This window comes from Paenibacillus sp. JT31N7, from assembly GCF_059692095.1.
The window spans coordinates 538,921-553,964 of record NZ_JCAUAT010000002.1 but is presented as its reverse complement, the minus strand read 5'-3'; the positions used below and the strand labels follow the sequence as shown (position 1 = coordinate 553,964).

Annotated in this window: 9 protein-coding genes and 1 pseudogene; 7 read left to right on the top strand and 3 right to left on the bottom strand. The window is 47.3% G+C overall.

The genetic code is table 11. The features are described 5' to 3' along the window. The first annotated feature begins 116 nt into the window (after positions 1-116). From AC58P5_RS12780 to AC58P5_RS12750, 7 genes and pseudogenes are all read left to right on the top strand, one after another. Entirely contained in the window at positions 117-1,211 is a 1,095-nt protein-coding gene (locus AC58P5_RS12780) for a DUF3472 domain-containing protein (protein WP_497386966.1), read from the top strand. 633 nt (positions 1,212-1,844) lie between these two features. Further along, a pseudogene (locus AC58P5_RS12775) lies at positions 1,845-2,090 on the top strand (transposase); the annotation flags it as partial. Between the two features lie 368 nt (positions 2,091-2,458). Continuing rightward, on the top strand, positions 2,459-3,763 hold the full coding sequence (locus tag AC58P5_RS12770) for an ABC transporter substrate-binding protein (RefSeq protein ID WP_497386964.1): 1,305 nt from the start codon (positions 2,459-2,461) through the stop codon (positions 3,761-3,763). A gap of 95 nt (positions 3,764-3,858) precedes the next feature. Further along, positions 3,859-4,776: a carbohydrate ABC transporter permease gene (locus AC58P5_RS12765; protein ID WP_497386962.1), complete on the top strand. Its 918-nt coding sequence runs from the start codon at positions 3,859-3,861 to the stop codon at positions 4,774-4,776. Between the two features lie 19 nt (positions 4,777-4,795). Beyond that, on the top strand, positions 4,796-5,659 hold the full coding sequence (locus AC58P5_RS12760) for a carbohydrate ABC transporter permease (RefSeq protein WP_497386960.1): 864 nt from the start codon (positions 4,796-4,798) through the stop codon (positions 5,657-5,659). 25 nt (positions 5,660-5,684) lie between these two features. Beyond that, the gene (locus tag AC58P5_RS12755) at positions 5,685-7,184 is read left to right on the top strand and encodes a sulfatase (RefSeq protein WP_497386958.1); all 1,500 of its coding nucleotides are present in this window, start codon (positions 5,685-5,687) and stop codon (positions 7,182-7,184) included. An 85-nt stretch (positions 7,185-7,269) separates the two neighbouring features. Further along, on the top strand, positions 7,270-10,329 hold the full coding sequence (locus AC58P5_RS12750) for an S-layer homology domain-containing protein (RefSeq protein WP_497386956.1): 3,060 nt from the start codon (positions 7,270-7,272) through the stop codon (positions 10,327-10,329). 86 nt (positions 10,330-10,415) lie between these two features. Here AC58P5_RS12750 and AC58P5_RS12745 read toward each other — a convergent pair whose 3' ends face one another. From AC58P5_RS12745 to AC58P5_RS12735, 3 genes are all read right to left on the bottom strand, one after another. Next, complete coding sequence (locus AC58P5_RS12745) at positions 10,416-11,996, bottom strand: response regulator transcription factor (protein ID WP_497386954.1); 1,581 nt, start codon at positions 11,994-11,996, stop codon at positions 10,416-10,418. Beyond that, the gene (locus AC58P5_RS12740) at positions 11,989-13,785 is read right to left on the bottom strand and encodes a sensor histidine kinase (protein WP_497386952.1); all 1,797 of its coding nucleotides are present in this window, start codon (positions 13,783-13,785) and stop codon (positions 11,989-11,991) included. The genes AC58P5_RS12745 and AC58P5_RS12740 overlap by 8 nt, the downstream gene beginning before the upstream one ends. An 88-nt stretch (positions 13,786-13,873) precedes the next feature. Next, complete coding sequence (locus tag AC58P5_RS12735) at positions 13,874-14,845, bottom strand: formylglycine-generating enzyme family protein (protein WP_497386950.1); 972 nt, start codon at positions 14,843-14,845, stop codon at positions 13,874-13,876. Positions 14,846-15,044 lie beyond the last annotated feature (199 nt).

Genomic DNA, 15,044 nt, shown 5'->3' with positions numbered 1-15,044 from the left:
CGCGGCCCGTTTTTACGATAGTGGTGATGGGTCCGCCCGGCATCCTTGGCTGGAAGTACGAAAGGGACGGCAGGTGAGACGCAGTCCGAATCCATTCATTAAAGGAGGCAGTTTTAATGAAGAAGTTCATTGCCGTGCAGCTGCTTGTGCTGATGATGCTGTTGTCCGCGTCCGGTCCGGTTATGGCGGCCAGTGCGGATAACGTGTATGTGAATCCGGTCAATCCTTCGCCGTCCGACCTCGTGATGAGCGACTGGATGCCGGTGCAGACGACTCCTTATACGTACTGGGCTACGCAGAACTGGAACCAGGGCGCGGAAGGCGGAGGATATGCCGGCTTCCAGCAGGACGACGGGAACAGCTTCGCCCCGCGCCGGGTGCATTTCGCGATCTGGGACCCGATCAATTCCCCCCTTCCGATCACGGCCGTATACGTTGCGCCCGGCGGGCGGCTGTCCCCGTTCGGGGGAGAAGGTACGGGCATGAAGGTCATGACGCCGTACGCCTGGCAGACCGGCCAGTGGTACCGCATGGTTGTGCGCACCTGGAGCGAAGGCTGCACGGGCACGTGTTTCGGACAGTGGGTGAAGGATGCGGCGAAGAACGAGTGGAAGCTGATCGCCGTTCTCGATCATCCGGTCGCCGGATTGTCCCTTCACGGGGGACTCGGTCTGTTCCAGGAAGACTGGAACGGCACGGCTCAGAACGTGAGGGAAGGCCGGATCAAGAACGGCTACAACCGGAAGCTGGACGGCACCTGGAATTCGTGGGCCAGCCAGAGAATTTCGACCAACAGCTCTCTGGGCAATTGGGACGGGGGAACCGCCGGCGATTATTTCTGGTTCCGGGCCGGGGGATCGACGACGCCTTCCATTGCGAGCAACACGGTCAAAACCGTCAATCAGCCGAGTTCACCCGTGTACGACAGTATCGTGCTGGCTTCAAGCGGCGCCGCCTACAAGAACGGGCAGCTGACCGTAAATTGGCAGGTACCTGGTTCCAGCTCTCCGCAGTTTAAGGTTTCCGCAGCCGTTTACGGCAATGCCGCCCTTGCGGGAAACCCTCTTGCGGCGAAAACGGAAGTCAGGCCCGAGGCGGTTTCGCAGTCTCTCGCGGTGAGCCTTAAGGCGGGCAGGACGTATTACGTCAAACTGACGATTACCGATCTGTTCGACCACACGCGGTCCGTCACGATTCCGGTGAAAGCCTGATCCGTACGGGGCTGTCCGGGCGCCCGGCTGTCTCCCTGTTGGGCGGGCATTGCGTTCCGGCGCGAAGGACGTGAGTAACGGTTATAATTGAGACAGATTTGATCAATAAATGAGACAAATTCGGGTATATGATTGAGACAAAATAATATTTAGTGTTTGGTCATGTTCTATAGCCCTAAAAATCAATAGCCAGTAGAATATGAATCCCTTGGAGAACGGTTATTTTATTACTATCTTGAACTGGATACTTCTGTATACCGCTATTATGTGCAGCCCATTGAAGTCTCCATATTTACACAACAAGATGAATGGTTTCATATTCCTGCTGTACTTGCATTTAAACAAGGTAAACCGCGGCTTTTGTATCAAATAAAAGATGATCCGGATAAAGAGCTATCTGCAAAAGAAGAGTTGTGTAATCGGTACTGCAGAGGACTAGCTTTAGAAAAAGGGTGGGAGTACAGCTTTATTTACCCGAAAACTATGCCCAATACATTATCATGGTGGAAATAATCCATTTTTTGAGGTGATAACAACGATATCAAAATAGAGTTGACGGTGTAAAATTGTTTGTGTACCAAGATTTGGAGCCTAGTCAGGCAACAAAAAAGTAGGGTATTCTCGGGATTGCGAATGCTCTCAGAGCTATTTGAAAATCTTGTCATTCAATTTGTTAAGGACAATCTAGAACGCATCATGAAAGCCGAAATAACAAGCTTTTTAGAAAATGGCGATCAGAGCGGGCACAATAGTCGCAATGGTTACTACAAGCGTTCCCTGCATTCCAAGTATGGCCATGTAAAACACCTTCAGGTCCCGCGAGATCGTAATGGTGAGTTCCAAACACAAATGTTTCAACCCTACCAGCGGCGTGATGGCTAATTCCAACAGATTCTTAATAGTTATCTTGAGGTCATACGATCGATTTGGAATTTTGACTTTGAATAGTCTAAGATGTGGGAGTATTCCTTGGGAAATTTGAAGGAGTACTCCTTTTTTTCATGTATTCTTTTGCAACAAGAAAAATCTAAATATTTTAATGATTTATATACATTTTTTAATATTCTTGATCTGCAGGTAATGATAATGCTCGTTGAATAACGTCAAACTTCTGAAAAAGTGAAGGATTTACCTATATTTCTTTTCTTCTGCAAACTGAAAGCGCTATCTATAATAAAAAGGCAAGGCATCGCAATGATAAAAATCACATCTTGGTTTCAGGTAAGTAAAAAGGGAGGTTGTTTAAAGTGAATGTAAAGAAAGTATCTGCATTAACCCTTAGTACGGTCATGTTAGGAGGCCTCCTGGCAGGCTGCAGTTCTTCCAAAGAAGCCGAGCTGGCCAAGACAGGCAGCAGTAAAGATCCGGTAAAGCTGACGTTCTGGTTTCCGGGTGCGGATAAAGGGAATGATGAATATTTCACCAATGCGGCAAAGGAATTCGAGAAACTTCACCCTAATGTGAAGGTCGAAACTACCGTATTGCCTTCATCCGCGGAGGATATCGACACCAAGCTGAACGCAGCGAAGCTTAGCGGCACGATGCCCGACGTTTTCTCCGCGTACCTGGCTTTCATGGGATCCCGGGGGGCCAAAGGCGATTTCGCGCCGTTGGACGAGTACATCGCCAAGTGGGACGAAAAAGGGGATGTAATGGAAAGCGCGCTGACGGCTGGGAAATATAAGGATAAAACGCTGGGCCTGGGCTTTTTCCCTGCACCGGAGATTCTGACTTACCGTAAGGACTTTTTCCAGGAAGCGGGCTTAGACCCTAACAAGCCTCCAGCTACCTGGGAGGAACTGGGGAGTTACGCCGAGAAGCTGACCAAAAGGGATCCCAACGGCAACGTCACACGCGCCGGGTTTGACATTCCGCTTACTTCCGCGGACGTATTTGTTGAGCCCTTCTTACGGCAAAATGGCGCTAAATTAATTGATGAGCAGCAAGGGGTTCCGGTTTTGAATGACAGTAAAGCGGTAGAAGGCTTGAAGTTTCTGGTCGATCTGAATAATAAAAAAGTCAGCATTCCTTACAATTATCAGAAAAAAGATGAAATTCCGTTTGTAAGCGGCAAGTCCGCCATGTCCTTTTTGCAAACAAGCGGCATTAGCAATCTCATCAAGAACAACCCGGATCTGAAGGACAAGCTGGGTTATGTGCCTGTGCTTAAGAAGGAAGAGAAAGTCGGTTTCAACGGTTACCGTCTATTTACGATCGGAAATGCGAGCAAGCATAAAGAGGAAGCGTTCGAATTCATCAAGTTTATGATGTCCAACGATCAAGTGTGGAAGCGCTATACGGACTTGAAAATTCCGGTAGTGAAAAAATCCCTGGAAAAACAATTTACCGATGTGGATCCGGCATTTAACAGCGTTCTCATGGACTATGTAAAAAACGGAAAAGGAAAACCGGTTGTTCCTTGGTTAACCCTCTACAACAAATACATCATCCAGTCTTACGAAGAAGCAATAAGCATGAAGAAAACGCCTGAGCAAGCCTTGAAGGATGCGCAGGAGAATGTTGAAAAAGAATTGAAAAATATCAGCCAATAAATGAGAGATAGACTGGTTTGTAAAGCTTAGAAGTCATAAGTTCTACAAACCTTCTTCTTAGGATAGCGGGATATTTGGCTGGAAGGAGAAACACAATGAATGCAAGCACAGTTCCACATAAAGCGGCAGCAGGACAAAAATCGAAGAAACGGCGGCTAGATCATGATCCGATCGGATATGCGTTAATCACACCGTTTTATCTGTTTCTATTCGTCTTCGTCCTGCTTCCCATTTTGATGAACATTTATTTAAGCTTTACGAATTATGACATGAATAGAATGGATTTTATCGGATTCAAAAATTATAAGGTGTTACTGTCGGATACTTTTTTCTGGATATCCCTCAAGAACACTGTGATATATACCTTTTTTACGCTCTTTTTCACATTGGCGCTCGGTTTGGTCTTTGCCGTGCTCTTAAATAACAAATTGGTCGGTCTTTCCTTTTTCAGAACGGGATTTTTTACGCCTCACGTAACCTCGATGGTCGCAGTATCCATGATCTGGCTGTGGATTTACGAACCGTCGCGCGGGATTGCCAACACGGTTCTGGGCTTTTTCCAAATTCAGGGGAAGCAATGGCTCTATGACGCAAATTGGGCGATGGTTGCCCTGATTCTTATGGGCATATGGAAATTCGTAGGCTACAATATGGTCATTTATTTGGCCGGATTGCAAGGGGTTCCGCGTGATTTATATGAAGCGGCTTCCGTCGATGGCGCGAATTCCTTGCATAAGTTTTTTTACATCACGGTCCCCATGTTGAAGCCGATCACATTCTTTCTATTGATTACAGGCTTGATCAACAATTTCAACGTATTTGAACAAATTAAAATTTTGACCAACGGCGGGCCCATGAATTCCACGACTACAATTGTTCATCAAATCTATAACCGCGCCTTCGGCGAATTTCAGCTTGGTTATTCATCGGCGATGGCCACGGTGTTACTGGCGATTATTGCGGTTATTACCATCGTCAATTTCAAATACGGACAAGGTAATGACATTGATTAAATAAGGTGGTTGTTGAAGCATGGAAAATTCAAAAACAAGGATAGGGCTTTCTGTCATTGTACTAATCTTTTCATTGTTCATGATCTTTCCCTTTGTATTAATGGTAATCACATCGCTGAAAACGATGGGGGATATCATGTCTCCGCAGTTTATTTTCTTTCCTAAAACATGGGTCTGGCACAATTATGTCGAGGCTATGAGCAGGGGAAACTGGGGGAGATATTTTTTTAACTCTTTCTTTGTAACGGTTATTACCGTGGTTATAAGTTTGGTGCTTAACTCGATTGCCGGCTACAGCTTCGGCAGATTGAATTTTAAAGGCAGAGATATCTTGTTCGTGATCTCTCTGATCGGCTTAATGATTCCACCTCAAGTAACAATGATCCCGGTATTCTTGATTTTGAAGCATGTTCCTTTTGCAGGCGGTAATGATATGTTCGGACAAGGCGGATTAGGCTGGATCAATTCGTATATGGGCTTAATTGCTCCTTACGTTGCAGGCTCCTTCGGGGTGTTCCTGTTCAGGCAGTTTTATCTCGGCTTTCCGAAAGAATTGGATGATGCGGCGAAAATCGACGGTTTAACCCGGTTTCAGACGTTCATGTACATTTACGTGCCTGTCAGCAAACCGATCTTTGCGACGCTTGTTGCTTTGAAGGCTACTCAAGCATGGAATGAGTACACATGGCCACTCATCGTAACTAACGTGGATGAGATGAAAACCGTTCAACTCGCATTGACGATGTTCCGGGACGAGACGCAAGTACAGTGGAACCTTCTGATGGCCGCGACGACTATCATTATCCTGCCGCTATTAATTCTGTTTTTGTTCACGCAAAAATACTTTGTCCAAGGTATTGTCACATCAGGAATAAAGGGCTAATTACGTAGATAAAGGAGAAAGCATTATGAAGGCAATCGTATTGCTCCTGGATTCGGTTAACAGGCATTATCTCAGCGCTTATGGCGAAACGGGCGTGGCAACGCCCAATCTGGACAGGCTGGCGGAGAAATCCGCCGTTTTCACGAACCACTGGTCAGGCTCCCTGCCGTGCATGCCTGCCCGGAGGGATATGCTGACGGGGCGGCTGGGTTTTCTTGAACGCAACTGGGGGCCGATAGAGCCATTTGACCATACGTTGCCGCAGGTGCTGCGGGATAACGGCGTATTTTCTCATATTGCAACGGATCATTATCATTATTTCCGGGTAGGCGGGGAGAATTACTGTCAACAATTCAATACTTGGGATTTTATCCGCGGCCAGGAGCTCGATTGTTTGGTTTCCAGGGTCAATCAGCCGGAGAAACCGGAGCAGATCGGCAAATTTATGCCGCAATACGCGCTCAACAGAACGATGTTTCAGGCCGAGGAAGACTATTCTTCGCCAAAAACAATTCGCTCCGCTCTGAATTGGCTTGAGGATAACCGGGAGGCGGACAACTATCTCTTATGGGTTGAGGCATTCGACCCCCATGAGCCGTTTGATCTGCCGGAGAGCGAATTGGAAGCCTACGGGGACGATTACAATGGGCCGTCCTACTATTGGCCGGAGTACGGTCGCGTGAATGTGCCGGATGATGCGATCAAGCATATCCGGAAGCGGTATGCCGCATTGCTGACGATGACGGACCGCTGGGTCGGCAAGCTGCTGGATGCCATGGACCGTCAGGGAATGTGGGAAGACACCTTGCTGATCTTTACTTCCGATCACGGCTATATGCTCGGCGAGCATAACTTTATGGCCAAAAATGTAATGCCGGCGTACAACCAAATCTGCCATATACCGCTCATGGTGCACATGCCCGGAGGCATGCATGCCGGGAAGCGGATTGATGCCCTGACGCAGAACATCGATGTGTTCCCGACCTTGCTGGAGCATTTTGGCGTGGACGCAAGCCGCTGCCGAAACAAGCTGCATGGGAAATCGTGGCTGCCTTTGATACGCGGAGAAGTTTCCGCTATCCGAGACTGCGCTTTATACGGCTATTTCGGGAAAAACGTGAATGTTACGGACGGGGAATACACCTACTTCAGAGCGTCATCCCGGGGAAACAATTCACCGATTCATCTGTATACGGCAATGCCCACAACGATAGGACATTACTACGGACTGGATCATATTGTCGACCCGAGCCGAATCGAAATGGGACCGTTTTTGAAGTGGACAGATTTCCCTGTGTACAAAATACCGGGCGATAATGTGCAAATGAAAGACCAGACCCAATCCTTCCATATCAACGGCTCATTTATCCAGGAAAATCTGCTCTTCCATAACATAGACGACTATGGACAGAATCATCCGATTCACGATGAGGAGATAGAGCGGAGGATGATCAAGCTGCTGCACAAAGCGTTGGAGGATCATGAATCACCGGATGATCAGTATTTGCGGCTAGGTTTGCAATAGAATCGAAGGGTATGTCTCGACAAGAGACATCACAAAGAGGCATACCCTTCGTTCCTATAAATATTAAATATTTGGGAGGTCAACAATGAAATTTTTCAAGAAAAATGTAAGCGGATTCATGAGTTTGTTGTTGAGCGCATCCGTGATCGGAGCAGGCGTCACAGCCCCTAATGCTGCAGCTGCTGCTGATGCCTCGGGCACCAAAATAACGGTGGACTCCGGCAATGTCCTTCATGCCATTCAACCTGGTTTGTTCGGCGTGAATCACCGCTACTTCGTCAATGGCGTCGGCATGTGGGATCCGGTAACGAAAAGCGTGTATTCCGAGTTTGACCAAAAATTATCCGAACTCGGCCTAAAATCGCTCCGGTATCCGGGCGGGACTACAGCCAACCTGTTTTGGTGGAAGCGTGCCATCGGCCCCGTCGAACAAAGAATCAATCAGGTCAACCCTTATTTAGGCAATGGTCCGGAGAAAGCGAATTTCGGACTGGATGAAGCTATGCGCTATTCCGAAAGCCACGGGTTCCTGACGCCTTATGTATATAATATAGGGAACGGAAACCCGCAGGATGCCGCTGAACTGGTCGAGTATTTGAACGCTCCCGCCGATGCCGCGCATCCATGGGCAATAAAACGTGCCGAGAATGGACATCCGGCCCCTTATAATATCAAAACGTTTGAATTGGGTAATGAAATTAATTTTGTCGGACAAATTTATTGGATGACTGGACAAATCGTTTCCCAAGATCCCGCCGTGCTTGCTCTAAACAGCAATGCCGATCTTAAAGCAGCCTACTTGTATGCCAACGGAGGCACAGTGCAATTTACCCTCCAGAAAACGGGGCTAATTGACGACTGGAGAGAAGCCGACCCTACGGATGCTTCCAAAAGCAATGGCCAACCCAACCAGGTCAAGTATGCCAAGTACGCTCCGATTGATGCTGGATCAGCGGTAGAAGTATCCGTGGGCAATAGCGTGTACAACCCGGCGTCCGGCAAAATGGATCTCTGGCAAGGACAGACGTGGACTCAGGTACCCGACATCTCCGCAGCAGGAGTAACCAATTCTTATGAGCTGGATTACGCAACCGGGGCCATTCAGTTCGGCGACGGTACGAACGGGTCTATTCCTGCTGCCGGCACAGAAATCAAAGTCAGCTATCAGACCACACACGCCGGGATCGGTGAATATTACACCAAAATGAAAGCGGTTGATCCTTCAATTAAGATTTACAGTGCCATGGACCAGAGTTATGCCATAGCTGCATTCGGCAATACGGTTCCTTATGACGGGGTTGTCATTCATCCTTACACGGGAATAGTTAAGGAGCCGACACTGGGCTTATCCATTAAGACTCCGTATGACCCGAATAACGTTCCTAAGTATCATTATGCCACGATTCTGGATTCGGAGGCCAGAGTGCAAGAAGTGAAGGAGATCGAGCACGCTTCCGCTGCGATATCGGGGCGCAACATCAAACCTATTGTAACGGAATACGGCGCTCACGACCCTGAGTATAAGACATATCAGGAGAATGGCGTAACCAAAACCGCCCTTTTGTATGAGGGATCTTTGGGAGCAACTCTGCAAACGGCGAATATGCTTATGCACTTCATCGATATGGATTTGGAATACGCATTGCGCCACTCTCTCATTGATAGAACGTTCGAGAACAAATCAGCTGTGCCTATGGCGCTTTTTGATACCTACACCTTCTTGCCGTCAGCTTCCGCTTACATGTACAAAATGTTTACGCATATGAGCGGCGCGAACGAAGTGAAGTCCACGATCGAAAATAATCCGGTAAGGACAGTGAACATTGACAATAAGGATCAAAATATCAATAAGTTGATGACGGTGGCTTCGAGAACAGGCGACGATCTGTATCTGATCGTTCTGAATCAGGATGCAACGGATGCAGTAACTTCCGCTGTGCAGTTGTCCGGGTATACGGCACAATCGGCCGAAGTGTGGACATTGAACTCGGAGAAGCTGGAAGACATCAATACGAACGATAATCCGAATAAAGTGGACATTGATACGAGCGCTCTTGCGATTAACTCAAGCACTTTTAATTACACGTACCCGGCTCACTCGCTTACCGCGTTTAAGTTTACGCCTTTAAAATCCGGCGGTTCCGACTCCCAAGGGAGTCAAGGCGGCGGCGGAGCAGCCGTATCTTCACCGAATTCTAACAGCGTATCCATTGCTGCCGGAGGTTCCGGGGAAGTCAGCCTGGGGAATGAAGCATTGGTTAAGATTCCTGAAGGAGCTTTGAACGAGGCGGCTCAAATCAGCATTCAAAAAATTGATAGGACGGACAACTTAAAAACCGATAAGATGAAGCGAATAAGCCCGATTTTCGAATTGTCGAAAAATGTCTATGGAGATTTGAAGCATCCGGTTGCTCTTACGCTTCAAGTAGATTCGGCTTTACCGGCAGACAATAAGGCATCTATTTTCTACTATGACGAAACAGCCAAGAAATGGGTGGAAGCAGGCGGTACCGTTAGCGGCAATCAAATTACTGCGCAGGTCGAACATTTTGCCAAATATGCCGTATTTGCGCTGGAGCAAGAAGCCGGCAAACCGTCGGACGGCAACAAGTGGGGAGATATTCAAGGCCATTGGGCCGAAAAGCAGATTAAAGAGGGCGCGGATAAGGGCATCATTAACGGCTACGGCGATGGCACCTTCCAGCCTGACCGCACGATAACCCGGGCGGAGTTCACCGCTCTGATGTCACGGGCCATGCATGTGCCGGGAAGCAAGACGAAAGTTGACTTCGCGGATGCCGATCAGATACCGGGCTGGGCGCTGGATAGCGTCAGCAGCGCTGTTCACGCCGGTTGGATATCGGGTTATGAGGACAACAGCTTTAGGCCGAATCAGCCGATTACTCGGGCAGAGATTGTGACGATGGCCGGCCGGGCCATGAACCTGACGAATCAAGAGTCGGTTCAGACAAGCTTTGCGGATGATGCGGCTATCCCTTCCTGGGCCAAAGGGTTTATAGCGAATGCAGCGGCCCAAGGAATCGTAAACGGCAAGAACGGCAATCTCTTCGAGCCTAATGAAAAGGCGACGAGAGCAGAGGTTATCGTTACTGTGCTGAGAATGCTGCAAACTGCTTCCAAGTAATATCGCAGGTGAATGGAACTGAAATATAGACAAAGAGGAGCCGAAGAAATTCGGCTCCTCTTTGTCATGCCTGAAAGGGCTTGGGTTTATTTTGTGTATAGTTTGCTGTATTCGGACGGCTTCATGCCGACGATTTTTTTGAAAACTTGTCCAAAATAGCTCGGGTTCGTGAAGCCTGTCGCTTCGCAAACTTTATTGATGTTATGGCCGGGCTGTCTTAGCAGTTCCTTGGCCTTGGTAATGCGAATCTGCGCCAGGTAGGTGTTGAAGTTCTCGCTGGTTTGCTGCTTGAACAATTGGCTTAGATAGCTCTTGTTCAAGTGAAATTGCTCGGCAACGGACTGCAAGGAGATGTCCTCATGATAATTGCAATGCATGTATGTCACAATGGATTGAATGGTAGTATGGTAATTCATGTTTCTACTGGCTTGAGCGAAGCTTTGAATATCCTCCAAGACGCCCCGCAGATGCAGGAAACATTCCTCGAGGTTTTGACTTCTCTCCAAATTTTTGAAATACATCATTTTTCGGCTGTTCAGTTCATGAATCTCAACGTTCATTTCTTCAAGATGGTGAATGATATAGTAGCAGGCTTCGATAAAGCCGTTTTTAACGGCAAACGGCTCCACGTAGCACACTTCAGCAAGTCTGGCGGTTACACTGGCCTCCAACCGCTCGTATAGTCCCGAAATCTCCAGCTTCTCGATCGACTCGTTAAAGTGCTTAAGCGTGAGGTCCAGCGCCGCAACCCGATGAAGAAAGTCCTGCTCGTACAGGCATGAGCCCGGAGATTTGTAAAACCGGTAAGGACTTAGCGCCTGGAGCCGTGCGTACGCCGCGCTGATGCCGTCAAATCCGGAAAAAATGCCGCTGACGAAAACCCAATAAGCACCTCTGTGAACACCCGGCATCTGTTGGGCGATATCCCCAATCCATGCATTGGCAGGAGTCCCGGCTTCTATGTTGCAGAGCAGGATTAACTGTCCTTCTCCCGGTGAAAAGCAGCAGCTTCCAGCAAGGGCCGGGAGCTTGCTTTGCAGCCTTGTTACGATGGCTTCCTTGGCTTCATCGAAATCGAAGGCTTCCATGATCCCCGTTGAATCGTTGGTGGTTGGAGGCTCCAGGTGGATCAACACGCAGCATAGGGGCTCTTCCTGCAGATGAATTTGATATTGATCCAATTGCTGTTTAACAGCTTCCGTTGAAAGCGATTGCGTTGTAATCAGATTTTTCAGAAACGCCTTCTCTGAAGCCTGGTTTTGCCTGACCGGAAGGACAAGATGCCCTGCTGCCGTTTTCTTGTTCATTGCTTTATCCATAGCGGCAACCAAATCCGTGTACTGCATTTTGGGCTTCAAAATATAGTCCGATGCCCCGAGCTGCAAAGTCTCTTTTACATAGTCAAAATCGTTGTAGCTGCTTAAAACAATAATTTGAATATCCGGGCGTTCATTTCTTAAACGGCGCGTAAGTTCAATTCCGTCCATGCCAGGCATGCGAATGTCGGTAACGACAATATCCGGGCTATATTTGTTAACGAGCTCCAGAGCCTCCAGACCGTCAGATGCTTCTCCTATAATCTCAAAACCGTATTGGGACCAGTCCACCATATGAATGAAGCCTTGTCGAAGCAGCTTTTCATCATCCACAATAATTACTTTATACATGGTGCTCTTTAACCTCCGTGCTCTTCATAAGTTTGGGCAAGGTAAGGATGACGGAAGTACCGAAGCCAGGCTGGCTGTGTATGGTCAGGCCATAGGAGGGTCCAAAGTTTAGCTTTAATCTCTCGTGAACGTTCCGGACGCCTATGCCGCTAAAGCGGGAGGAAGAAGGGGAACCGGTTTCATTGAATACGCGGGCGAGTTCTTCCTCATTCATGCCCACTCCGTTGTCGATAATCTCGATTTTTAGACTGTCTTGATGGATGGAGCCGAATACGTTAATGACACCGGGTACTTTGCTCGGTTCGATACCATGGAATAAAGCGTTTTCGATAATGGGCTGCAACAAGAGTTTTGGTATTGTGCAATCCAGCATTTGAGGATCGATATTGTAACGGAGCGTGATGGCTTCGTCGGTACGTATTTGTTGGATGTATACATATTGTTCGATATTGTTGAGTTCTTCTTGAATGGTGATGAATTCATCGTTCCGGTTGATCGTTTGTTCCAATAAAGTTACAAGCGCATGGATAGTCGGCTCAATCAACTCCGTTTTGTTCACCCATACCAGACATTTAATGGAATTCAAAGTATTATACAAAAAATGCGGATTAATCTGCATCTGCAAAGCCTGCAGCTCGGCGATCCGCTTCTCTTCCTGGTTAATGACCAGAGCATTAATCGTCTTTTCCAGCTTTTCGATCATTTTGTCGTACTCAATGTTTAACAGTTTAACCTCATTGACGGGATAATCAGGCTCGACCGTCCCTTGGAGCCAATAATTCTGTACGCGCCTGGAAAGCTTGCGTATCGGCAATGAAATGGAGCGGGATATAAAGAATGCTGCGACCACAGACAATAAAATGCAAACAAAGGCCACGATGAGAATGGTTTGCTTCAAGGCGTCGATATCTTGAAAGATGCTGTTCATCGGGATGTTTTCTACGATGTACCAATCGACGCGATCTATTTTTTTGTACAGTGTCAGAAACTTTTGATTATGAATGGTTGATGATATTTTATAATTCTCTTCTGTTGCCAGCAGCTTTTGTACGTACGGCTCGTTCAGTATTTGTCCGACCCGTGACCTGTCGCTATGAGAGATAATATGGTTTGAACGATCCACAATCATGATTTCGTTTCCGTTTTGCAGCAGATTCTTATAAATATTATATAAATTTTGCTCTTTTACGCTAATTAAGAACACACCGTAGTTTGTATTCAACGCGTTGGTCTGCAGCAGCTTAGCTGCGGTAAATACCTGGGAGTCCTCTTGATTCTTTAAATAGCTTCTGTGCGTGCTTAGCCAGGTGATTCTATCCGGGTTTTGGGCGAGTATGTCCTTCAACGGGAAATTCAGTAAGCGTTCCGGGTCCACAATATTATTTTCATAGTTTTGGGTATAGATTAAGCCGTTGTTTCCGATAAGAAACGACTGGAAACTGAGCCAATCGAACGCAAAGGAGTACCTCAACATGTTGTTCTCAACCTTGGCTTGATCGAGAAGCTGGTCATAGGGGTTCGTGTACTGCTTGGTCAGCAAAGCTTCCAACTCGTTATTCATATTGTAAATATTGACGATTGCACTGACTTGATCGATCAGCACGTTGATGTTTTTGTTGATTTGTTCCAAAGTATTGATATTGGATTTACTGATCTGCGCATCAAGAAGCTTCTCGGACATTTTGAAGGATACGAGACCGATTAACGCTACAGGAATGATGCTGAGCAGAATATAGGTGATCAGAAGCTTGCTGAACATCGTTTTATTGGGAAACATTTTTTTGTACATAGGCTCTGGCTTCCATCCCTAAATCATGATGCATTTGATTATACATTTATTATATTCTCTTTTAGAGAAAGAACCTACTTAAAATCTTTTAATCAGCGTCAGCAGCGCAACGAAATCCTATGTTTCCTGTCGAGCTGTCCGGTGTATTTTGACTGCGGGCCGCTACACGGTAGCGGTTGCAATATGATTTATGGCATAAGTAGGAACCGCCGCGCAGAACCTTGGCATTTCCTGACAGAGGTCCTGCCGGATTATCCCTGGGACCATGGATGTGATAAGTTGGGCTAAACCAATCCGAACACCATTCCCACACATTGCCGGAGACGTTATACAGGCCATAACCGTTTGGATCGAAGGAGTGCGCAGGCGCTGTGCCCGCATATCCGTCGCTTGCATGATTTTTCACGGGGAATTTCCCCTGCCAAATGTTGCATAAATGCCGTCCGCCCTGCTTAAGCTCGTCTCCCCAGGGATAACGCTTCTGCACAAGGCCGCCTCGAGCGGCAAATTCCCATTCCGCTTCCGTGGGTAACCGCTTTCCTGCCCAATTGCAATAAGCCATTGCATCGTTCCATGAGATATGAATAACCGGATGATCCAACCGGTCTTCAATGCCGGAATCAGGTCCGTCAGGATGGCGCCAGTCTGCTCCTTCTACCGCCCACCACCATGGTGCTTGCTGAACGCGATTTTGCACTGTCATCGCTGTAGCTTCGGAGACAAACAGATGAAACACAAAAGACCATCCGAAGATTTCCGCTTCCGTCCTATAGCCGGTTTCGTCGGCAAACTGTTGGAATTCACGATTCGTTACCGTGCAAGGATCGATATAGAAGGGTTTAAGCGTAATCTCTCTGACGGGTCCCTCTCCATCAGCCGGAAAACCTTCTTGATCGTTTGTTCCCATTAAAAATTTGCCGCCAGGCAATAAAATCATTTGTTCTTTGTTACCGGGATAAGAGCCAACTTTCAAAGATTGTGCGGCATTCATGGGGGAATGGTGATTGAAAAGGTTGGTATTTCTGCTTGCCGAGCAGCATGATGGCTTATTGAAATTCATAATGATAGTCACCGCTTTCTGGTTGGTTAGGGCATGGTTAGCCGAAGAGACGCGTCAATTTCGATCCGTACCGAATCGTTTTAGTATATAGAAGCACTATAGCATTCTTTAAATCTTTTCGGAATAAACTATTAATTATTTTCGCTAATTCATGACCATCGTCATCTTTATGTATAGTGTAAATACATATTTCTGCGTG